Annotated in this window: 21 protein-coding genes and 1 tRNA gene; 8 read left to right on the plus strand and 14 right to left on the minus strand. The window is 34.8% G+C overall.

Annotated elements, in window-relative coordinates; all coding sequences use genetic code 11:
* Positions 1-117: 117 nt before the first annotated feature.
* Positions 118-468, plus strand: coding sequence for a nitrous oxide-stimulated promoter family protein (locus D7029_RS13405; protein WP_194950913.1), 351 nt, complete (start codon positions 118-120; stop codon positions 466-468).
* Here D7029_RS13405 and D7029_RS13410 read toward each other — a convergent pair.
* Together D7029_RS13410 and D7029_RS13415 are read right to left on the minus strand one after the other, a co-directional pair.
* Positions 446-1,003: a GNAT family N-acetyltransferase gene (locus tag D7029_RS13410; RefSeq protein ID WP_088494976.1), complete on the minus strand. Its 558-nt coding sequence runs from the start codon at positions 1,001-1,003 to the stop codon at positions 446-448. The two genes, D7029_RS13405 and D7029_RS13410, sit on opposite strands and share 23 nt — an antisense overlap.
* An 81-nt stretch (positions 1,004-1,084) precedes the next feature.
* Entirely contained in the window at positions 1,085-1,600 is a 516-nt protein-coding gene (locus tag D7029_RS13415; protein WP_226892275.1) for a bactofilin family protein, read from the minus strand.
* Positions 1,601-2,801: 1,201 nt separating this feature from the next.
* Between D7029_RS13415 and D7029_RS13420 the strand changes: the two genes are divergently transcribed.
* Together D7029_RS13420 and D7029_RS13425 are read left to right on the plus strand one after the other, a co-directional pair.
* Positions 2,802-3,638: a helix-turn-helix transcriptional regulator gene (locus tag D7029_RS13420; RefSeq protein ID WP_194950914.1), complete on the plus strand. Its 837-nt coding sequence runs from the start codon at positions 2,802-2,804 to the stop codon at positions 3,636-3,638.
* 84 nt (positions 3,639-3,722) lie between these two features.
* The gene (locus tag D7029_RS13425; RefSeq protein WP_228766687.1) at positions 3,723-4,598 is read left to right on the plus strand and encodes a T3SS regulon anti-activator ExsD domain-containing protein; all 876 of its coding nucleotides are present in this window, start codon (positions 3,723-3,725) and stop codon (positions 4,596-4,598) included.
* Between the two features lie 59 nt (positions 4,599-4,657).
* Here the strand turns inward: D7029_RS13425 and D7029_RS13430 are convergent, their stop codons facing one another.
* Both D7029_RS13430 and D7029_RS13435 read right to left on the minus strand, forming a co-directional pair.
* Entirely contained in the window at positions 4,658-7,357 is a 2,700-nt protein-coding gene (locus D7029_RS13430) for a sugar transporter (protein WP_194950916.1), read from the minus strand.
* Between the two features lie 5 nt (positions 7,358-7,362).
* Positions 7,363-7,854 carry a hypothetical protein gene (locus tag D7029_RS13435; RefSeq protein ID WP_228766688.1) on the minus strand — a complete coding sequence of 164 codons (492 nt, stop codon included), beginning with the start codon at positions 7,852-7,854 and terminating at the stop codon, positions 7,363-7,365.
* A gap of 439 nt (positions 7,855-8,293) precedes the next feature.
* On the opposite strand from D7029_RS13435, the gene D7029_RS13440 reads away from it, so the two are divergent.
* The 3 genes from D7029_RS13440 to D7029_RS13450 all read left to right on the plus strand — a co-directional run bounded on the left by D7029_RS13440 (position 8,294) and on the right by D7029_RS13450 (position 10,074).
* A complete protein-coding gene (locus D7029_RS13440) occupies positions 8,294-8,842 on the plus strand; it encodes an NADPH-dependent FMN reductase (RefSeq protein ID WP_194950918.1) in 549 nt (182 codons plus the stop codon).
* A gap of 508 nt (positions 8,843-9,350) precedes the next feature.
* Positions 9,351-9,560: a sigma-S stabilization anti-adapter protein IraP gene (locus D7029_RS13445; RefSeq protein WP_098942235.1), complete on the plus strand. Its 210-nt coding sequence runs from the start codon at positions 9,351-9,353 to the stop codon at positions 9,558-9,560.
* Between the two features lie 310 nt (positions 9,561-9,870).
* A complete protein-coding gene (locus tag D7029_RS13450; protein WP_194950919.1) occupies positions 9,871-10,074 on the plus strand; it encodes a hypothetical protein in 204 nt (67 codons plus the stop codon).
* 405 nt (positions 10,075-10,479) lie between these two features.
* Here D7029_RS13450 and D7029_RS13455 read toward each other — a convergent pair whose 3' ends face one another.
* The 8 genes from D7029_RS13455 to xerD all read right to left on the minus strand — a co-directional run bounded on the left by D7029_RS13455 (position 10,480) and on the right by xerD (position 19,789).
* The gene (locus tag D7029_RS13455) at positions 10,480-12,030 is read right to left on the minus strand and encodes a methyl-accepting chemotaxis protein (protein WP_194950920.1); all 1,551 of its coding nucleotides are present in this window, start codon (positions 12,028-12,030) and stop codon (positions 10,480-10,482) included.
* Positions 12,031-12,546: 516 nt separating this feature from the next.
* Positions 12,547-13,029 carry a GNAT family N-acetyltransferase gene (locus D7029_RS13460; protein WP_194950921.1) on the minus strand — a complete coding sequence of 161 codons (483 nt, stop codon included), beginning with the start codon at positions 13,027-13,029 and terminating at the stop codon, positions 12,547-12,549.
* Positions 13,030-13,309: 280 nt separating this feature from the next.
* Positions 13,310-13,383: transfer RNA gene (locus D7029_RS13465), tRNA-Gly, on the minus strand.
* 191 nt (positions 13,384-13,574) lie between these two features.
* Complete coding sequence (gene lysS, locus D7029_RS13470) at positions 13,575-15,089, minus strand: lysine--tRNA ligase (RefSeq protein ID WP_194950922.1); 1,515 nt, start codon at positions 15,087-15,089, stop codon at positions 13,575-13,577.
* Between the two features lie 8 nt (positions 15,090-15,097).
* Positions 15,098-16,196, minus strand: a protein-coding gene (gene prfB / locus D7029_RS13475; RefSeq protein WP_099074846.1) for a peptide chain release factor 2 whose coding sequence is annotated in 2 segments (ribosomal slippage) — positions 15,098-16,120 and positions 16,122-16,196 — 1,098 coding nt in all. Because the reading frame shifts where the segments join, the coding sequence is not laid out codon by codon here.
* A 170-nt stretch (positions 16,197-16,366) separates the two neighbouring features.
* Entirely contained in the window at positions 16,367-18,100 is a 1,734-nt protein-coding gene (gene recJ / locus D7029_RS13480; RefSeq protein WP_194950923.1) for a single-stranded-DNA-specific exonuclease RecJ, read from the minus strand.
* Positions 18,101-18,109: 9 nt separating this feature from the next.
* Positions 18,110-18,817 carry a bifunctional protein-disulfide isomerase/oxidoreductase DsbC gene (dsbC, locus tag D7029_RS13485; RefSeq protein ID WP_088494965.1) on the minus strand — a complete coding sequence of 236 codons (708 nt, stop codon included), beginning with the start codon at positions 18,815-18,817 and terminating at the stop codon, positions 18,110-18,112.
* 33 nt (positions 18,818-18,850) lie between these two features.
* Positions 18,851-19,789 carry a site-specific tyrosine recombinase XerD gene (gene xerD, locus D7029_RS13490; protein WP_194950924.1) on the minus strand — a complete coding sequence of 313 codons (939 nt, stop codon included), beginning with the start codon at positions 19,787-19,789 and terminating at the stop codon, positions 18,851-18,853.
* Positions 19,790-19,897: 108 nt separating this feature from the next.
* On the opposite strand from xerD, the gene fldB reads away from it, so the two are divergent.
* Positions 19,898-20,416, plus strand: coding sequence for a flavodoxin FldB (gene fldB / locus D7029_RS13495; protein WP_088495999.1), 519 nt, complete (start codon positions 19,898-19,900; stop codon positions 20,414-20,416).
* Positions 20,417-20,432: 16 nt separating this feature from the next.
* Here the strand turns inward: fldB and D7029_RS13500 are convergent, their stop codons facing one another.
* Positions 20,433-20,840, minus strand: coding sequence for a protein YgfX (locus D7029_RS13500; RefSeq protein ID WP_194950925.1), 408 nt, complete (start codon positions 20,838-20,840; stop codon positions 20,433-20,435).
* 479 nt (positions 20,841-21,319) lie between these two features.
* Complete coding sequence (gene sdhE, locus D7029_RS13505) at positions 21,320-21,595, minus strand: FAD assembly factor SdhE (RefSeq protein WP_075670946.1); 276 nt, start codon at positions 21,593-21,595, stop codon at positions 21,320-21,322.
* A gap of 263 nt (positions 21,596-21,858) precedes the next feature.
* Here sdhE and ygfZ point away from each other — a divergent pair, with 263 nt between their 5' ends.
* Entirely contained in the window at positions 21,859-22,845 is a 987-nt protein-coding gene (gene ygfZ, locus D7029_RS13510; protein ID WP_194950926.1) for a tRNA-modifying protein YgfZ, read from the plus strand.
* The last annotated feature ends 28 nt before the right edge of the window (positions 22,846-22,873 follow it).

The following is a 22,873-nucleotide window of genomic DNA, read 5'->3' on the forward strand; positions in this document are numbered from 1 at the left end:
AGAAAAGTCTTTTTGACAAAATTTTTTATCATTACGCATTAAATAATATTTTAGCGTCTCTATCGGCTTGATGATAAGATGCATGATAAATGCAACATATTACTAAGAGAGAAAGGTATGTCAGGAAAAAGAATAAATCGTGAGAAAAAAACCATTCAAAAAATGGTTCGCCTTTATGCTCATTCACATCCTGAAGCTGACTCAGATTATTATCAACAATTAATCAATTATTCCTATAACCGATTAGATAAATGTCGTTATGGTGAAGATAAACCGGCGTGTAAACAATGTCCAATTCACTGTTATCAACCCGCCAAACGAGAAACGATGAAACAGATCATGCGCTGGGCAGGGCCTCGAATGTTAATTTATCATCCGATCTTAGCAATACGTCATCTTATTGATGATAAAAAGCCCGTTCCTCCTCTTCCCGAGAAAAAGCGAGCTATTCGTTCGACGGAAAAATAAAATCAGATTTATTCAATCGATATAAAACATGCTCCGCTAAAGGATGTGCTTTATCTAATGCGGGATGAAAGAAATTATCAGACTGGCGCATACCCAATTTTTGCATCACACCTTGAGATGGAAGATTTGAAACTGCGGTAAAAGCAACAACCTCTTCTAATCCCAGCGTTTCAAACGCACATTTAAATACAGCTAAAGCTGCTTCATAGGTATAGCCTTTTCGCCAAAATTTTTGTGCAATCCGCCAACCAATTTCTACGCAGGGATTAAATGGCAAAGACGCGGCTGGAATATTTAATCCAACAAAACCAATAAACTCTTGAGTCTCTTTTAATTCAACTGCCCACATTCCCCATCCGTTTTGTTTAATAAATTTTTCACGGATAGTCTCAACCATATTATCACTTTCTAATTGAGATAAAGTGCAAGGAAAATAGCGCATCACTTCAGGTGAAGAGTTGATTTCAGAAAAAAATGGCGCTTTATCACTCTCACGCCATTCTCTTAGGTGTAGTCTGGGAGTATCTAAATTCATCGTTATTCTCTATTTATATAAAATTAAGACAATAGCGATAAAATAGGATAAGCAACGAACAATGAAAAGAAAAATGGTACTTTATTTTTTATTTTCTTTTAGTTGATTTTCTACTGGAGCAACAACTTTATCTTTATTTGCATTAGAGCTTTCTTTTATTGAAACAACACGTTGTTGAGCAACTGATTTTGCTTGATGTTCAACTTGCTCTGATTGCCCAGTAAAAATACCACCACGCTTTATAGACATACTGCCACAACGGCTAGTACCACGTAACTCACCGTGTTCTAAAATATCTAAATTATTTGCAGCACAGATACCTTTTACAAAACCATCAATAATAATATCAGGTGCTGTTAATTCACCTTCAACTTGCCCCGCATGCATAACACGAATAACGCCATCTTTGACATTAATATTGCCGGCTACTTTACCCCAAATTTGGATATCGCCTTCAACATTAATATCGCCTTGGAATACCGTTCCTTTTGCAATAATCGTGTATAGTTTTTGCTCTGGCATCGGTTTTTTCTCTTCTGTTATTACTGGTGCAACAGGCTCTGCTGCTTTTGGTGTTTCAGTTTTACGACTAAACATAGCGGCTTTTTTTAACCTCAACGTCATAGAATAAATAATAATGCTAAAAATTAGGATTAAAATAATCAAAAATTCGCCTGCCATTTGATAACGCCAAAAGGCAATTAAGGCGAGAGTCCAAATTATCCATATCCCGCTGAATATCATATTTCGCAGTGTTCGCTTATTCTCCATAATTAGCTATATCCTTACCTCCCTGACAATAAATACACTTATGCATTCATCATTCTAATAAATAGATGGCAAGCATAATGCCAGTAATAAGCCTATTATTACCTTTTAGTTTTTTGATTTGTTCCTTGAGCGAAATAAGATTTAATTAAATTAAGAGGTAGAATCACTATTTTAATAATTTACGCTTAATGTGAATAAATAGTGATGATTATCAGTCCTTTTAGATAAATATTTTTCATTGAAAATTAACATTAGTTGTCTGAATCTATATCTTTATAAAAATTCATTCAAAAAAATTCAATATCTAAAATCAAACCTATTTTCGTTTTAATGAAAAAAATACGAGATCTTCATCACAGTAACAATAAAAACCAAAGGCAAAAGAATAAAATAGATAGGTGAATAATACATTTTTTGTGTACTATTTTTTTGATTTTATGATTTGCAGCCCATTTTATGGTATGTAGAAATGATACCTTGATTACCTAGGTTAATATAACTATAGTTATTAACTGTCTTTTTCAATTTTAATCTTCTTTATATTTATATTTTACACTTATTTATTTTAATTTTTTTATAACAATTAATTTTCATTATTATTACAACCTAGTATTTGTAATGAATTTTGCATTTTAAATGCACTTATTATTTTTTTACACTGTAAAGAAAAAAATAAAAATAACCGATTGTTATATATGGATTTTATTTACACCATCGTAAAGCGTAAATTATTAATTACATTAATTCTTATACTATTACTGAACACCCCACAGAAAAAACTTATCTGTATTTAATTTCTTTTTGCAATTTATAAGCAATGCCTTTAAATTAACAAAATGACTTATCTTAAATTAGCAAAACAAAATGTAATGCCTAATATCTAAAAAAAAAACCACATCAAATTGAAGAAAATAGTCTCTTTTTTATTTTTAATAACACTCAATAATAAAGAAGTGTTTTTATAAATATTCTGATATCTACCTTTATAAAAATACAGTGATACTTATATAATAATTTTGGGCGAAACATGAATACAATACAGTGTGACAAAACCGAGCGATCTGATTGTGCTATTCAAAAAAGATCTTATTTTTATCCACAATATCAAATACTAGAAAATGAACAAAAAGCAATCTTTCTTATCCGAAAGAATGCACTTACATTGCAAAATTGTACTGACACAGTGATAACTAACGAAAACCAAGTTCTTTTTCTACAACAAGGTAGTTATACAATAAAAACACAAGGTGCAGAGCCTACTGATATTATTTATATCCCTCTTTCTGATGACTTCTTAAGAAACTTCATGTCTAAATACAATGATATCTTGTGTCAAATAGAAAGGGATGAAGAGTTTTCCAGTGCTTTTATTTGTTTTCAAAACTCACCTCTTATTCAATTTTGTAGTAATGGCTTTGAGTATCTTACTGTTCAATCTTGCCCTGAAGCCTTCACACAATTACGTATTGAAGAGCTTTTAATTCTATTACTTTCAACTGAGCAAGGTTCTGACTTAATGGCGTTATTGCGCCAACTTAGCCATCGTCAAGTTGACCGCTTAAAGATTTTTATGGAAAAAAATCATTTAAAAAATTGGAAACTCAAACAATTTGCTCGTGAATTTGGAATGGGATTAACTACGTTTAAAGAGCTTTTTAATCATGTTTATGGTACTTCACCAAGAACATGGATCTGTGAAAGACGAATTATTTATGCACATCAACTACTACTCACCACTGAAATGAGTATCGTTGATATTTCAATGGAATCTGGCTTTTCAAGTCAATCTTACTTCACACAAAGCTATCATCGTCGTTTTAATATGACGCCGAGCAAAGCGAGAAATATCAGATCAAAATTATAAAAAATCCGACCGAATATCATAATATCTAAAGGTCATTCATAGTTAGAATACTTGAAATCTATTCTTATGAGTGAGTTGTATATCGTGATACAAGAAAATACATATAGCACCAAAGCCCATTATTATGACTATTTAGCCTTACTAAAAAAAATAATGGCACCCAACAATGAAAAAACTGTAGATGACTTGTTTGATCTACAGTTTTCTTTGCGTTCAAATCAAAACATCGTTACTGCATGTGATGTTAATGAGCAACAAATAAAAATATTATCTCGTGTTTTATGTCGTGAAAGCTTGGACAGTTTATTACAGTCCACTTGGTTTTTACGAAAGAAATACTGCTTTGTTGTAATATCTAAAGAAGAAATACGTGATGTTATTAGTTTCGCACATTCGTTTCATGCAGAACAGTCACATTCCACAATAACACCAGCGGATTGGGATAAATCATTAAAAGCAACGGTCAATATCAATGAGCATATGCGCTTAATTCAAGCCGTAATAAAGCCACTTTTTATTTGGTGGGCTCAACATATTACTCCTCAGCTTTTCACGCTTTATGACACCAAAAGAGAGCTTGAGCTTCAAATTAAGCAGTGTGAAAATATTAAGTCATTTGAAGAAAAACAACTATCAAATAAAAGTGATTCTTTTTTATCTTTAGATGATATCAATATTAAGCTTAATGCAGATAAAGTCAGACTAATTATTATTGATGACTTATTACAGAAAGATATCCAATTGCTCCTCGATAATTGGAAAAATGAACCTATCTTTAATGTTGAAATTAATAATACTTTAGATTATATCCAAAACATAACGCCAAATTCTGAATTAATAAAACCACTGTGGGAGATTTTAAACAGTATTCCGGAAAATCCTGAAAACTGTCAAAAATTAAAAGATTGGCTGCTAGAAAGAGAGCTTTGCTTAAGAAACGATGAATTTTTATGGCGATAATAAAGTTTCAGCTCTTCTCTCAATAAAAAGAGAAGAGCTGATGTTAGCTTTTAATTATTCTATTTAATATCTAAGATCTCAATTGTCACAATAGACATAGATTCTGGTGGTACTTGTCCTGGCACACCATTTTTTCCATAACCGCCACCGGGTTTTATATAAATTTTGGCTTTACCATTGATACCAGCTTTTGCAATAAAGGTATTCAGTGGTAACGGCAATTGTCGGTAAGGTAAAATAAGTGGCTTAGCTTTATCATAATTAAGAGTTACAGTACCATCAGTTAACTCTTCATGCATTGTAAATACAACCGTTTTACCTGCAATTGAAGGCTCAGGTTTACCCTGCTTTAATATTTTAAAGTAGGTATTATCGTCATATTGTACGTAATTCTGTTTTTGGATCTCAGATAAAATGGATTTATTACGCTGGGCATTATCTTTACCAATAATCGAGTAAGCATAAGCAAGTTGCCCTGCGATCATTTGCCCTTCACCAGCCATTTTCTCCAGCTGTTCTTTTAGCGTTTTATTTTCTTTTAAGATATTACTAGTGTCTGTATTAACTTTCGCTAATTCAGCATCTTTTGCTTTAATTTGCTCATTTAATTTAGCAATAGATTCTGTTTGTTGTTGCTTTAACGTGCTAACTTGCTGTGCATTTTCTGTATTTTGTTTTTCTAATTGTACTTTTGCTTCAGCTAATTGAGCACTCAATTTATCCGTTGTATTTTGCTTTTCAGTGAGTTGTTTTTCTAACAATGCTAACGTTTTTTCACTCTCTGTTTTGCTCGTGGTGACTTGAGCTAATGCAATATTATTCTCTTTAAATTGTGTATCTAATGTTTGATATTTATTCGATAGCTCACTTTGCGCTTTCTCTAACTTAGCTATCAGATTATTTTTATCAGTAATTAAATTATCAACGGCTTTTTCACCAGCAGATAAACTCTTCTTCAAGTCAGCTAGTTCCGTGACCTTGTTATCTAACTGTGCTTTTAATTCTGGGATCGCTTTTAATTTTTCATCTACCTGCTCTTTTTGCTGTTGAACAGCTAAAAGCGATTTATTAAGTTTAGCTTGTTCCTGATTACTTTTTTCAACTTGTGTTTTCAGTTGTGCTATTTCTTTGCGCTGATCCTCAACAAGTTTGCTATTAGCATCTTGCTGTTTTTCTGCTTCCGCAACTTTTAATACAAGCTCTTTAGATAAATCTTCACGTTCTGATGTAATCTTCAATAATGTGCTTTGTAATTTATCTATCTCTTTTTTCGCAGAGTCATCTTTTAGCAATAGTTGAGCCTGTGCAAATTGAGCCTGCACATCGTCTTTCTCTTTCTTTATTGCTGCTAATTGAGTTTGTACATCTGAAAGTTGTTTAGTTAATTTTTCTTGCTCAGTCGTTATTGTTGATAACGAATTTTCTAATGTTGCTATCTCTTTATTTTTAGCAGTTTCTAATTTAGCTAACTCTTGCTCTTTTTGCTTACTGTTACCACTTAGTAACTGCTGAGATTCGATATACTGAGCCTGTATAACTTCTTTTTCTTGTTCAATTTTCGCAAGTAGTGTCTGTTTTTCATTCAATTGACTAATTAACTTCTCTTGCTCTACTTTTATGCTCTCAAGTGAACTTTGTAATTTATCAATCTCTTTTTTAGCACTGTCATCTTTTAACAGAGCCTGAGCCTGTTGATACTGCGATTGTAATTGATCTTTTTCTTGCTCAAGCTGAGTATATTTCGCTTCTAGGGTTTTAAGTATTCCCGCTTGTTTTTCAAAATCTTGTTGCTGTTTTGCTAATTCAGTATTTTTTACTGTTGTTGCCTGTAATACGTTCTCTTTTTCAGCTAACTGATTAACTAATAAATCACGTTCTTTTTTTGTTGTTTCTAAATCACTTTGTAATTTGGCAACAGCCTGTTTCAACGTGTCATCACTAAGCAAGTTATTCGCCGTAGCTAATTTTTCTTCTGTTTCAGCCAGCGTCAATTCTAATTGTTTAATTTGGTTATTTGCATTTTGAAGTTTTTCTAAATGCTCTTTTGTTATAGCTGCCTGCTCTGTGTATTTTTGATACAGAGTTTGGTATTTACTTCTCGTATCTGCTAAACGATTTAAGAGCTCTTTATTAAAAAGAGGTTGCTTACGATCGAGTACAGAGCGATTGAATTGATATGCAAAATGGAAAGGAATGGCCGTTACAGAATAAAATGTTCCTGGAATAATATCTAACAAGAAATTGTCATTACGTTGAGGCCTTGCATAACTTTCTTTTGAATAAAGCGCTAACGGGTTATAAATCGTTGCGTTATTTCTGTAACTATACCGATTAAGATCCTCTGGTGTAAATTGTGGTTTAATCGGAACAAATGAAAGCAACGGAGTTAAATAACGAGTGTAATCACTCTTTAATTTTGAATAATCAGCAGGTAACACAGGGCAATTTTCTGCCAGCGTGATATCAGGAGTCTTAATAGGTTCAACTGCCTGATTATCTGTTTTAGCTGGCGTAGAAGGTTTAACTCGTTGCTCTGGTTTTGTTTGTTGAGTCGCTGTGGTGCGGTTTACTCCACGATTCGCCTGACCGGTTCTCGTTGACGATGAAATTGTAGCAGATGTTTTAGGCTCAATTTTAATTGGCTCTTGCGTTTCAAAATAACGGTCAAAATCTTCAATAACAGAATTAAACTCATTATTGGCAAACGACAGTGTTGGAAACAGCATAAAAGCGAGACAAACACTCTGCTTTAATTTCATAGTAATTATTCACCTAATTTTTTTAATGTCGAATTAACTGACATAATCGACAAATAGCGAACTTTTGCACATAAAACTTCTGTTTTTGATTCGATACTCATTTTTAATAAATCTAAACTATCTTTACTTGCTGTACCTTGAACACTACGGTACATCGCATTGATTTCGCTAATTTCTTTAAATGAGCTCATCATGGATTGATAATCAGATGGAGAAAAAGTTTTCAAAGAATCAAGTTGTTTGATACAAGCACTTTGCGGTGCTAGTCCCAATTTTCTTGCATCTACACCACTATCAGCAGGCTCTGCAGCTGGTGCCATAGAAAGCGGTTGTGCAACAGCCACTGGTTGAGTAGTTGCTACAGGCTGTGTGGTTTGTGCTGGCGCTGGCGTTTCAATTGGACGAGTGTGATCAGTCCACGCGCACCCTGATAGGGCGAGGACGCTGGTTGCCATAAATACAGCGAGGACATTCTTTTTATTTTGTAATAAGGACATCATTTTTCCTTAATTCCGATCAGACTTAAATAAGAGCATATGAGTTGTCGCATTTTAAGCCATTTTATTATAATTTTCTATTACCTACTGCATACTAAATAAATAGGCTAACACTCTTGGTTGCAATGAGTGTTCCTATCATTTCATTTATTTTTTCTTAAAATACTACTTACATCACACTAAATGCATCAAATCTTGAATATCGGATTTATTTAGTAAAAATGTTGTCATATAAACTGATCGTTTTTTTATATTGATGGAATAATACCAGATAATAATAAAAATAATAATACTAATTTTATCATTTATTTACGTAATTTACGTGTAAAAAATACTCTTATATTTTGTTGCTGTTTTTTAATACCGAGATAAAATCAAAAAATGAATATCTAATATAGGCTTTGATATTCATTTTATCCTTCAAAATAGGAGAACTAAGATGAGTCATTTTAAAATTGGTATCGTTGTCGGTAGTTTAAGAAAAGATTCGTTTAATAAACAAACAGCACATGCCTTAATTAAGTTATTTCCTCAAGAATTTACCTGTCAGTTTATCGATATTAGTGCTCTCCCTCTCTATAACCAAGACGATGACACTCATCCCCCCTCTTCTGTTGTCGATTTCAAACAACAAATAAAAGCATGTCAAGGCATCATCTTTATCACCCCTGAATATAATCGTTCAATGCCAGGGGCACTTAAGAATGCCATTGACCAAGCCTCTCGCCCTTATGGAACAAGTGCTTGGGATAAAATTCCAGCGGGTATTATTGGTGTTTCAACTGGTAATATTAGTACAGCAATAGCTCAACAGCATTTACGTAATTCGTTAGCCTTCTTGAATATGCCAACCCTAAATCAACCAGAATGTTATCTAAAATGGTATGACGGCATGGTTGAGAATGGACAGTTTTCAGAGAAAACAGCAACTTTTATGCAAAACTGGGTTGATGCCTACGTTGCTTTTGTTAAGCAAAATAATCAATAATCGAACAAACTAAAAAGAGCTTCATGTAAAAAAACATAAGCTCTTTTTCTTTTTTATCATCAAGGTTAATGTAATTTATTTGGTTATAATATCTCTACTAACAAATAAAAGTTTTGGTATTTCATAGGTAAAAAGTAACACTATTCTTGTTCACTTCCTATTAAACAACAAAAGACAAAAATAGATTATCTTTAAAAGATATGTTTTTTATTATCACTATTAAGAATTGTTTATTATATAATCAAAAATAAAGAAATTTAAATAGAACCAGACTCGAGATCAATTTTAATCATTTATCTTATTCGCCCTAAAGTCAGAGAATATCAATAAGACTTCAACTTACTACCACATATAAAATTTACAATTTGATAATTATTTTTAATAATTTATATTAGGCTAGAATATTAGCCATAATGTGCGATACATCTCTAAATAATATGCTTCTATAATTGTGATAAACAAAAAAATTACCTATATTACTCATCCATTAAATACTGGCAGGTAAATCATGGATAAAAATTTAAAAGAAATTGAATGCGAAATTGCTGCTCTAAAAATTGTTATCAAATCTTTACTTTCCACGCTAAGTGATAAACAACGAAGGGATATGTTGGGCAATATATCTATAGTACTTGAGGATACATCAAACAAATACCCTCAGCTCAATGAAGTTATTAACTTAACTGAGCAATATGTGAAGAAGCTTACTCAAGCCTAATGAAAACAATATTTGCTATTGCTATTAAGTTTACACCCTAATTTTATAGGGTGCTAATAGCATCCTATTGATTATTTTATATAGGATATACCGTGATTTTCCTTTCATTAATACAACACTAAGTTAAATTTACTGAGTGTCTATTTCACACATCTAAAATATCCTCATATTTACTATTTTAATGAAAAAAATGCGATAAAATTGTATATTTTTTTATCAATTTAATTTTTTCTTGGATTTAATTAAACAATTAATTAATATGAAAAAAATTTATCACACAGCAATAAATTATCGTCCTTTTGAGGATCTTATGGAAAAAAAAGTTGTCAATATAGAGTATGAAATTGCAGCAGTAAAAGTAGTTTTGAAAGCCTTGTTATTGACTTTGACAGATAAGCAAAAAGAAATAGTGATCCAAGATATAAATAAGACCGTCAATGATGCTTATATCGATCATCCTCAATACCAAGATGTTATAAGCAAGACAGAACAATATATAAAAAAAATAATCTAAGCATAAGGCAATATTCTTCATCACCCTCTCTTTATTATTATTTATACTAGAGAGGATTTATATCTACATCTTTAAAAAATCAAATCGCTTCAAGCTTTAACATAATCACTGATTGATTGATTATGAAAATTAAAATAGAAAGTACTTTTTGATTGATTGAGTATAAACAAAATAACATTGTTATTTATAGAGCGTTTTAATTTGGATAATAATTTTCTGTTTCACATGATAAAAATAATAAAACATGAGGACTTAAATACTCAATCAATGAGCAAGTTAAGCTCATTGATACTGTTAAATAAAAGCAAGAATAATAAGAATGTAACCTTTATATTTATAATATTTTTGCGCCTAACGAGTAAAAACTTACCACATTAGACACATATTTTATAAATTTTTTCTATATCAACGATGAGCTAGATTGAATTTTTGTACCGATTGCTGTAATTCTTCGGTTTGTCTTTCTAATGAAATGGCTGCTGCTGAAACTTGTTCAACTAAAGAGGCATTCTGTTGTGTTACGCCATCCATTTGAGTAATAGCCACACTCACTTGACCAATACCTTTACTTTGCTCTTCAGATGCAATAGTGATTTCTTTCATTATTGACGTTACCTGTTTAACTCCCGTCAAAATGTCTTCCATTGTTTTTTCCATATCGCTGACTAAGCTAGCCCCTTTTCTTACTCGCGTAGTGGAGTCAGCAATAAGTACTTCAATCTCTTTAGCCGCTTTGGCACTATCTCCTGCTAAATTACGCACTTCATTGGCGACGACCATAAATCCTCGCCCATGAGATCCAGCTCTTGCTGCTTCTACTGATGCATTTAAAGCAAGTATATTCGTTTGAAATGCAATGTTATTAATAACATTGATGATATCTGCAATTTTACTTGAGCTATCAGAGATCCCATCCATTGTTGTTACAACAGATTCAGCTAATTCATTGCCTTTTTCAACGGTCACTGATGCAACTTCAGCCAATTCTCTCGCCTGATAAGCGTGCTCCATGTTTTGATTAACGGCAGTTGTTATCTCTTCCATACTGGCGGCAGTTTGCTCTAATGCCGTTGCTTGCTCTTCTGTACGAGAAGCCAAATCGTTATTCCCTTTGGCAATTTCAGATGCACCACGATAAATACTTTCACTTCCCATACGGATAGTGCTTACCGCTTCATGCAAGCTATTTTGCATATCATTTAATAGCGGTATTAATCGCCCAGCACAGTTATTACCAAAAGGCTCAAGGGAATGACTCAGATCGCCCTCTGTAATTTTCACAAAATGCTGGCGAATACTTTCAAGTGGCTTTTGTAGCATTGCCACTAAATAGCGGTCAGTGAGGATCAGAATAACTCCCCCTAAAATGGCACTAATGATAATAACAATTTGTGTCACTTCAATAAGCTCATCCACTTCTTCAATGGTGCTATCAATTTTTATATTTGCAGCATTATTAAAATTTTCACTCACATTGCCTAATTCACGACTCAACGCAGGTGTCACATTTTTTGCATGATGTTCATATTGCTCAATGGTGCCATTGAGCGCTAATTCCATCTGCTTTTTTACTCCTTGCTCAAAAAGAGCTTGCCATACATCCATTAACTCTTTTGATACTTTGGCATCCATCGGCCCCGGAGAAACAGATTTCATATACGTAATCTGCTTTTCCATATTTTCCATCGCCAATTGTGCTTGTGTAAAATCGACTTCTTTGCCTTCTGCTTTCTCCTCAACGAGGCGATTTAATCGAGAAGTGAATCGAAAGTACTGATCATTTCCCTGACTGAGTGCAGCCATTTGTTTTATTATTTGATTATCAGATTGATTGCCTTCAGATATTTGTGATAGTGACCATGCGCTATAAAGACTGACACTGCCAAATAACACACATAATGTCCCCAGGATGATTATCATCATCAGACGAATAGTAATGTTACGAAGTTTCTGCATCGAATTTCTCAACTAACAAGATAAAGTAAGCCCAATAGGGCGTAATGTACTCTTATCGACACTTTTTCAATTTATTTTAATTTTTTACTAAAGTTTTTTATAAATTGGTTTTTAATTTTCTATACATAAAAAGAGTTAGGTGAAAGAAGCAAAAATGTTACTTATGTATCATTTTTTATAATCTTAAATAAAAAACAAAAAAATCATTTAAAATCATAACGTTGATATAATGATTGCGATAAAAACAAATAAGGATAGTTAAAGAAAGAATATTTGAAGAGAAAATAAATTTTAAGGTATTCTTAATCTTTTAAACCAAGTTATTTATACACATAAGAGGTGACTTAATTGAACTCACCCCCTTTGATTTATTAAAAAATTCTTATTAAAAAATATGCGAGAAATGCGAAATAACAGCTAAATAGAACTATTTTGTGATTAATGAATCACATTTATAGGATGGGATGGGTATACATAAGGCGATACGAACTAACTCGCCTATTGATATAAACCAAACTAAATGGTTCTATTTTTATCTGCAAATAATCTGAAGCGCTGAAAACTAATATCGTCAAAACAAACTTCCCCATCAGGTTTAAATCCATAACGAGAAACTGTTTTTGTTACTTTTCTTGAGTGAGGAAGCAAAATTGTGATGCTTTCAATATTCATTTCATCAAATGCTCTACGAATAATTTCAGCATAAATTATTTTACCCATTCCCCAATAATTGGGATGAAGAACTAATGCAAGATCAGCATCATCTCCTTCTTTTTGAAGTCCCCCCCATCCCGCAAACACACCGTCAATAACAAATGCCCAAGGACCATACCCATTATCATCCCATTGAGAGTCTTTATCTTTTGCCCATAAAATACTTTTTTCGATATCAAAATTAGGACTGCCCAAAGGCATTTGTCGTAAAACCGCAGGGTGATTATTAAGTTCTACAATATGTGAGGGTTCTATCTGTGAGAGTCTTTTGAACTCTAAATGCATATAATTTCCTAAATTACATAATATGTTAAATGTGAATACCAATATACTAAGGTTATACTTATTAAAACTCACTAAATCATATCATCTTATTATATTTTCAATCCTACTTCTAAAAATAAATCTATGTAAATCAATTTATTGTATAGACTAAATGGTATAAAAAATGCTAAGTAGTGAATTATATAAATTTCCAAAGCAGTCACAAATTTTGAAGATGATGAGTTAATAAACTAGTTGATTTATAAGAAGATTAGAGATAGAGATGAGTTTGTGGGTTGTTTGGAGCGGGCGAAGGGAATCGAACCCTCGTATAGAGCTTGGGAAGCTCTCGTTCTACCATTGAACTACGCCCGCGATTGATTTTCCTGATTATACGCTTCCCTAATTGAACGACAATCCCCTTCTTATTCAAATGATTATTTAATCGTCGCAAAAAAGATAATTAACTGTTTTAAAAAACAAAAAAGCCACCTTTCGGTGGCCTTATAACTCTATTTTTCTTCGTTAATGCTATTGTTAAATTAAGGGTTTATTTAAAATAACAATTATTTATTAGGGCGCATTGCCGGGAATAAAATAACATCACGAATGGTATGGCTGTCAGTAAATAACATCACCATACGGTCAATACCAATACCTAAACCAGCTGTTGGTGGTAAGCCGTGTTCTAATGCCGTGATGTAGTCATGGTCAAAGAACATCGCTTCTGCATCACCCGCTTCTTTTTGGCGAACTTGATCTTCAAAACGCTCTGCTTGGTCTTGAGCATCATTAAGTTCTGAGAAGCCATTACCAATTTCACGACCACCAATAAAGAATTCAAAGCGGTCAGTGATAAATGGATTATCATCGTTACGACGAGCCAGTGGAGAAACTTCTGCTGGGTATTCAATGATGAATGTTGGCTGAATTAAGTGGCTTTCTGCAACTTCTTCAAAAATTTCACATTGAACACGACCTAAGCCCCAGCTTTTCTCAATCTTAATACCAATAGACTGAGCAATAGCAACTGCTTTATCCATATCATCAAGATCAGCCATTACGGTTTCTGGACGATATTTGCAGATAGCTTCTTTCATGGTTAATTTGGCAAATGGTTTACCAAAATCAAACTCTTGATCACCATATTTCACTAATGAAGAGCCCAGTACATTTTCAGTTAATGTACGGAATAATTCTTCAGTTAATTCAATCAGGTCACGATAATCTGCATACGCCATATAGAGTTCCATCATGGTGAACTCTGGGTTATGACGTGGTGATACACCTTCGTTACGGAAGTTACGGTTGATTTCGAATACGCGATCAAAACCACCGACAACTAAACGTTTTAAATATAACTCAGGTGCAATACGCAGATACATATCGATATCTAACGCATTATGGTGAGTAATAAACGGACGCGCACTTGCTCCACCAGGGATAGTTTGCATCATCGGCGTTTCAACTTCCATAAAGCCTTTGTTCACCATAAATTGACGGATACCCGCCATAACTTGTGAACGAATTTGGAAAGTTTTGCGCGATTCTTCGTTAGAGATCAGATCTAAATAACGCTGACGATAACGCATTTCTTGGTCAGCTAAACCGTGGAATTTATCCGGTAACGGGCGCAGTGCTTTAGTTAATAAACGCACTTCTGTACAGTGAACACTTAATTCACCTGTTTTCGTTTTGAAAACACGGCCACGAGCACCTAAGATATCGCCCAGATCCCATTTTTTAAATTGCTCGTTATAGATACCTTCTGGTAAATCATCACGAGAAACATAAAGCTGAATACGGCCACCCATGTCTTGCAATGTAGCGAAAGATGCCTTGCCCATAATACGGCGAGTCATCATACGACCTGCAATAGAAACTTCCACATTCGCTGCTTCTAACTCTTCTGCACTCATTGCATCATACTTTTGATGTAATTCGTCAGACAGAGAATCTCTGCGGAAATCATTTGGGAATGCGTTACCATTATCGCGTAAAGCAGATAATTTTTCGCGGCGTGTTTGCAGTTCGTTATTTAAATCAGGTGCCTGCTCCGCACCTTGTTGCTGTTGCGACATGTTTTTCCTCACAGGCCCGCTTTTAAGCTAGCTTCAATAAATTTATCAAGATCACCGTCTAATACTGCTTGTGTATTACGCGTTTCCACACCAGTACGTAAATCTTTAATACGTGAATCATCAAGAACATAAGAACGAATTTGACTACCCCAGCCAATATCGGACTTGTTATCTTCCATTACTTGCTTGTCTGCATTTTTCTTTTGCATTTCCAGCTCGTATAACTTCGCTTTCATCTGCTTCATTGCCTGATCTTTGTTCTTATGCTGAGAGCGATCGTTTTGGCATTGAGTGACAAGACCTGTTGGAACGTGGGTAATACGCACCGCAGATTCTGTTTTGTTAACGTGCTGTCCACCCGCACCTGAAGCACGATAAACGTCAATACGTAAATCCGCAGGGTTGATTTCAATATCAATATTGTCATCAACTTCAGGGTAAATAAAGGCAGAGCTAAATGAGGTATGGCGACGGCCGCCTGAGTCAAATGGGCTTTTACGAACTAAGCGATGAACACCTGTTTCTGTACGTAACCAACCATAAGCGTACTCACCAATAATTTTGATTGTCGCTGATTTTAATCCTGCAACATCACCGTCAGATTCTTCAATAATTTCTGTTTTAAAGCCTCTTGATTCAGCCCAACGTAAATACATGCGCATCAGCATACTTGCCCAATCTTGCGCTTCTGTACCACCAGAGCCTGCTTGTAAATCAAGGTAGCAATCCGCACTGTCATATTCACCAGAGAACATGCGACGGAATTCTAATTGCTCAAGCTTTTTATTTAATACATCTAATTCAGCAATGGCTTCGTTAAATGTTTCTTCGTCATCAGCTTCAACCGCTAATTCAAGTAAACCAGAAACATCTTCTAGTCCTTGATCTAACTGGTCGATTGTTTCTACGATAGCCTCAAGAGATGAACGCTCTTTGCCTAATGCTTGTGCCCTTTCCGGCTCATTCCATACATCAGGTTGTTCTAATTCAGCGTTAACTTCTTCTAAACGCTCTTTCTTGGCATCATAGTCAAAGATACCCCCTGAGAACATTTGTTCTTTCAGAGACTTCTTCTATTTGGTGTTTTACGGGGTTGATTTCAAACATACTTTTTCGTCTTTATGTTGTTTTCAAAAACAATTGGAATAAATTTTGAACCGCATATTGTAACGGATATATCAGCGGGTTTATAGCATTTATATACAATTGTCTACCAGATAGTTGTTGCCATAACAACGTTACCCTTTATATCACGATAAATTGTTTAATTATTCGCGTTAACAAGGCCAAATGTGCTCAACAAGCAGTTGTGCATTACGTTGCCCTCTAAACTCATTTACATCCAATCGATAGGCTAATTCAACCGTTTTAATACTATTATCAGGCCACATATTGATATCAACATTGAATGCAATCGCATCAATCATTAAATGGCTATTTACAGGCTGAAGCATCATTTTTAAATGTTTACTGCCCACAATACGTTGTTGTAACAGCGTAAATTTACCGTCAAATAGAGGTTCAGGAAACGCCTGTCCCCAAGGCCCTGCTTCTCTTAGCATTTCTGCGATAGGTAGTGATAATTGCTTTTCGCTCAACTCACCATCCGATAAAATGACGCCTTGCAACTGTTCATCGGAAACCAGTTCTGCCATCAAAGACGAAAAATGACGCTGAAACAGCGGGAATTTATCCTCTTCAAGTGAAAGCCCTGCCGCCATTGCGTGCCCGCCAAATTTCACCATCAAACCCGGATTTAATGTATTTAATCGTTCTAATGCATCTCGAAGATGTACACCACTTATTGAACGACCAGAGCCTTTCAACAGACCATCACCGCTAGGTGCAAAAGCAATAACAGGACGATGCAATTTTTCTTTAATACGAGAAGCTAAAATACCCACAACACCTTGATGCCATTCAGGATGATAGATAGCTAAACCATTTGGTAAATCATGTTGCGTTCCCATAAATTGACGGAAAATAGTTGAAGCTTCTTCTTGCATACCCGCTTCAATTTCACGCCGAGTTTGATTTAATCCATCAAGTTCATTAGCAATTTCACGCGCAGAACCAATATTATCGGTTAAAAGTAAAGCAACGCCCACAGACATATCATCAAGGCGTCCGGCTGCGTTTAAGCGAGGCCCTAAAGAGAAACCTAAATCGCTACTGACTAGTTGAGCGAGCTCTTTACGAGAAACTTCCGTAAGTGCTTTTATTCCTACACAACAACGACCCGCTCTAATTCGGCGTAATCCTTCATAAACAAAAATACGGTTATTTTCATCAAGAGGAACAACGTCTGCTACTGTACCTAGTGCAACTAAATCGAGAAAATCCGCCATATTGGGGCGAGCTAAGTTTTGTTGCTCGAACCAACCTTGTTTTTCTAATTCAGCTCTTAATGCCGTCATTAAATAAAACGTAACGCCAACACCCGCTAATGATTTAGATAAAAAAGAACAATCTGTCAGGTTAGGATTAATAATCGCATCAGCAGCGGGTAAAGTTTGTCCGGGTAAATGGTGATCCGTAACGAGGACACGAATACCATATTCATGAGCTGTATCCACACCTTCAAAAGAGGAAATTCCATTATCAACGGTGATAATGAGATCAACCCCCTTTTTAGCAACGTCATGAACAACTTGAGGGCTTAAACCATAGCCATCATCAAAGCGATTAGGAATATGATAGCTAACTTGCTTAAATCCCATTTGACGTAATGCTTTAATCGCAAGTGCAGTACTTGTTGCGCCATCAGCATCAAAATCGCCAACAATAACAATGCGAGATTGTTGCTGTAACGCCTCAATCAGTAATGAAATTGCCGTTTCTATTCCTGTTAATGCTTGATAATGAAGTAAGCCTTTTAACGATCGTTCTAGTTGAACTTCAGATGTTATTCCACGATTAGCATAAATTTGTCGTAATAAGGGATCTAAGTTATCCGGTAATTGAGTTGCCTGTGCAATTCGACGACGCAGTGTCGGTTCAATAGTGACCATAAAACGTAATTACTTCTCTTTTTTATCTAATAATTCAACAAGGTTTTGAGCAGAAATATATCCACCGTAAATACTGGCATTAGGTAATACAATAGCAGGAGTGCCCTGAATACCCATCATGGTGCCTAATTTAAAGTGCTCATTGATATTGATTTTTGCACATTCATCAATGGGGATAATTTTGTCACCTTTAAATGCACTGTCTAATGATTTATTAGGAAAACCACTACACCACACAGCATTCATTTCTTTACTCACAATATTATTGCCAACACCGTTACGAGGAAATGCCAAATAACGCACTGTTACACCCTGTTTATTCAGTTCAGGAACTTCTTGGTGAAGTTTTTGGCAATAAGGGCAGCTGATATCGGTAAAAATGGTGATCATATGGCGCTCATTACGCGCTTTATAAACAATCATTTCATTTTTAAGTGAGTCTACTTTTTTCATAATAACTTGATTAGCGATACTAACTGGCTCACCACTACTAATATTATAAATAGGCCCTGCGGTCAGATATTTACCATCATCTGTAATATAAAAAATGCCTTTATCTGATAACACTGCATTTAATCCAACAATCGGCGTTGGTTGAATACTCTCTGCTTTAATCTGCATTTTAGCCAATTGCGCTTCAATAGAAGCATTGTCAGCAAGCACTGGCATTGACACCATACTTAATAATATTGGCAACCAGAATAATTTCTTTTTCATTTGAATTCCTATTTAACGCCGGCTATTTAGCGGCTATCCCCTTGGGTGATGTTGCTGATGAAGCGCTTTCAAGCGCTCTGTTGCAACATGGGTATAAATCTGTGTTGTAGAGAGGTCACTGTGCCCCAATAACATCTGTACAACACGCAAGTCTGCTCCATGATTTAAGAGATGTGTTGCAAATGCATGACGCAACACATGGGGTGATAGTTTTTCAGTGTCTATTCCTGCTATCACGGCATAATGTTTTATCCGATGCCAAAACGTTTGTCGTGTCATTTTTTGCCCTCTTAAGCTAGGAAAAACAACATCGTCCGTTTTGCCTTGCATTAAAGTGGGTCTTCCATATTGCAGATATTGCTCTAGCCAGTAAATAGCTTCTTCACCTAAAGGAACTAATCGTTCTTTATCGCCCTTACCAATAACGCGTAGCACGCCTTGTCGTAAACTAATATCAGAGAGAGATAATCCCACTAATTCAGAAACACGAAGCCCACACGCATAAAGGACTTCAAGCATCGCTTTATCACGTAATTCAAGTGGTTCATCAATACAGGGAGCATTGAGTAGATCATCAACTTGTCGTTCACTTAAATCTTTTGGTAAACGTTTGGGAAGCTTAGGGGTTGAAAGCAATGCACTAGGATCGTCTAAACGTAATTTTTCACGATATAAATATTGGAATAACCGACGCATTGTACTGAGTAACCGGGCTGCACTGCTGGCTTTATAACCTTCATCTAAACGCGTTGCGAGAAAAGATTGTAAATCCAAGGTAGTAACCGATAACCAATCTAATTGGTGATGTGCAAGCCATTGCCCTAATGCTTGTAAATCTAAACGATAAGAGCTGAGTGTATTAGCGGATAAGCCTTGCTCTAACCAAATATTGTCGAGAAATTGTTCAATGATAATATCAGTATCTTCATTGGTATGAGTTGTCTTTTTTGTCGATAATTTGGTTTGTGACACAGTCTTGCTCTCCCTCTCTTTAGCTTATCGCCTTTACATTATGCCTTATAAAAAAAATTTTCTGGTACAATAGTGACCTTTATTGGCAAAAATATCCTAAAAACCTTTATGAAAATTGGTCTATTTTACGGTTCTAGCACCTGTTACACCGAAATGGCAGCAGAAAAAATTCGTGATATTCTCGGTGAAGAGTTTGTTGATCTTCATAATGTTCAAGAGTGTGATATCACGCTTATGGAACAATATGACATCCTTATTTTAGGTATTCCAACTTGGGATTTTGGTGAGATCCAAGAAGATTGGCTCAATATTTGGGATACATTGCCAACATTAAATTTAAAAAATAAGCTTATTGCAATGTATGGAATGGGCGATCAAGTTGATTACAGCGAATGGTTTCTTGATGCACTTGGTATGCTTTATCATCATTTATTACCAAGTGGTGTTAAGTTTATTGGATTCTGGCCTGTTGATGGATATGAATTTGTCAGCCCAAAACCTTTATCAGATGATGGTAAGCATTTTGTTGGTCTTGCATTAGATGACGTTAACCAGTTTGAAGAAACTGATGAACGTTTATCACAATGGTGTATGCAAATTCTACGTGAAGTAGAAGAAAACCTATAAATATAATATCCAGGTATTAAATATCTGGATATTGCATTAATAACTGAGAGAAGTTACGCCACTCATTTTCTGTCATACTATCAAAAGCAACCCATAACGTGATTTGTTTTTTATTTAAAATAGAAGTCAACGTTATTCGAGTACCAAAACGGCTGATCCAAGGGTGTTTTGTTATTTGCCATTCATGCAGTTTCCATTGAATTCGATTTCCATTCAGTAAAACAAAATCCCCCTTGATACGGCTAATATTCTTTTGTGTGAAATACCAACTGCCGATCAGGAACAGTAACAATGGCACCCAAACATAAATAAAATCAGGAGGCCACGGATACAACAGTAAACCTATCACAAAGGCAACATAAGCAACCGTTGAGAAGAGTTGAGTGAACCATGATACTGTGAGGTGCGATTTCCATAAAACCACGAGTTATATTAACTCCTGCTGTAATTCTATACGGATATAAATAAGTTAAAGATAATAAAGACCAACCTATTTATAATGTAACTTCTTTCTTAGCCTTGCAAATAGTTTATCTTACATTTTAGCTCAATTATTAATGGTTACTTTTTCTATTTAATATGTGCTCAAATAATATAACTTAATAATAAATACGTAATTTCTATTCTTTTTTAATCGTTGTTTTAATAAAGCCAGCATACCTGATTTATTTAGTATAAAGTGAAAAACATCGAAAAAAGGCGACTTAAGCCATCATTTTTAGAGATGGTGCGCAAATTTAACGTAACTACATTTTTTATTTCAGTAAATTTTAGAGGGTTATTAGTATTATTAATTTTTTATATAAAAATAAAAACGCCTTTATTTGATGAGAAAATAAAAGCGTCATTTTTAATCAATCTTAATTACTATTTGATCTATCGCTGATTTGATAATCTATTTTATTAATATTTATCAACGATCTCCGCCATTCTCGCTTTATTGCGCTCTTGGATTAATTTCACCATATAATAGAGAGCATCATCATCAGGGCGTCCATGATTCATTAACCAGTTAAATAAATCAGGATCTGCACACTCTAGTAAACGAACAAAAAGCGCTTTATCGTTATCAGATAGCGTATCGTACTCATTCTCGAAAAAAGGCATGATAGAAATATCCAGTTCACGCATTCCGCGACGACATGCCCAGTTAATTCGTGCTTTATTCTCTATATCGATAGTCATACTCTGCTCTTTACATTGTTCAAATCAAGAAATACCACTATTTCTTCCTAGCCCTGATGATAGTCTTATCGCAAAATTTTTAACATCAAAATGATCACAGTTTGCAGGTTTAGTCTCATAGACAACCTATTGAACACGCTTTCATTTGTTATTTATCAGGTTCATTTTCTGTGCGTTAAAATAATAATGACTTGCATTGTCTTGTCACTCTTTTACCATAACTGGTGTATCTGATTAATTTAATAGCTGGTGACATCATGACTCAAAATTCTACTCAGGCTAAACGCCCTCATGCAGCAATCAATTTGCCATTAACACTGGTTTCTTTAGATGAATGGTCACTGATAACAGCAACAGGTGCTGACAGTGAAAAATATCTACAAGGTCAACTCACTACGGATATTGCAGCCCTTCCAACAACGACACATACATTGTCTGCACACTGTGAAGCAAAAGGTAAAATGTGGAGTACGCTCCGCTTATTCCACCAGCAAGAAGGTTTTGCTTATATTCTGCGTAAAAACGTCGCGCAAAAACAACTGACTGAATTAAAAAAATATGCCGTATTTTCAAAAGTAACCTTAGCTGAAAATACAGATAGCGTTTTATTAGGATTAGCTGGACAAGGTGCTGCTCTTGCATTAGCCGATTACTTCCCAGAGATCCCTCGTAAAGCAAATGAAGTTGTTAATCACGATAATACTTATATTCTTCAGCTACCTTTACCTACCGAACGTTTTTTAATCGTTACAGATGAAGAAACAGCCAAAAATCTTGCAACAACATTAAAAGCCGAAACCAGTAATAGCGAGCAATGGTTAGCCTTAGATATCGAGGCTGGATATCCTATTATTGATACTCCAAATATTGAGCAATTCTTACCTCAAGCAACAAATCTGCAAGCATTGCCGCTGAGTATCTGCTTTAAAAAAGGCTGTTATACCGGACAAGAAATGGTATCTCGCGCAAAATTTAGAGGTGCCAACAAACGTGCAATGTACCTATTATCAGGGGGTGGTACTGAATTACCTGAAATTGGCGGTAGCGTTGAATGGCAATTAGGCGAAGATAAATGGCGTAAAACAGGAACGGTATTAAGTGCTGTACGTATGGCTGATAATACTATTTTGGCTGAAGTTGTTATGAATAACGATATGGAGCTCGATAGTGTATTTAGAGTTCAAGGCGATAACATCAGCCGTCTATCCATTAAACCACTGCCTTATTCTTTAGAAGAAGAGTAATTTTTATTTATCATACCAATACGGATTT

This window comes from Proteus vulgaris (assembly GCF_016647575.1).
GTDB lineage: Bacteria > Pseudomonadota > Gammaproteobacteria > Enterobacterales > Enterobacteriaceae > Proteus > Proteus mirabilis_B.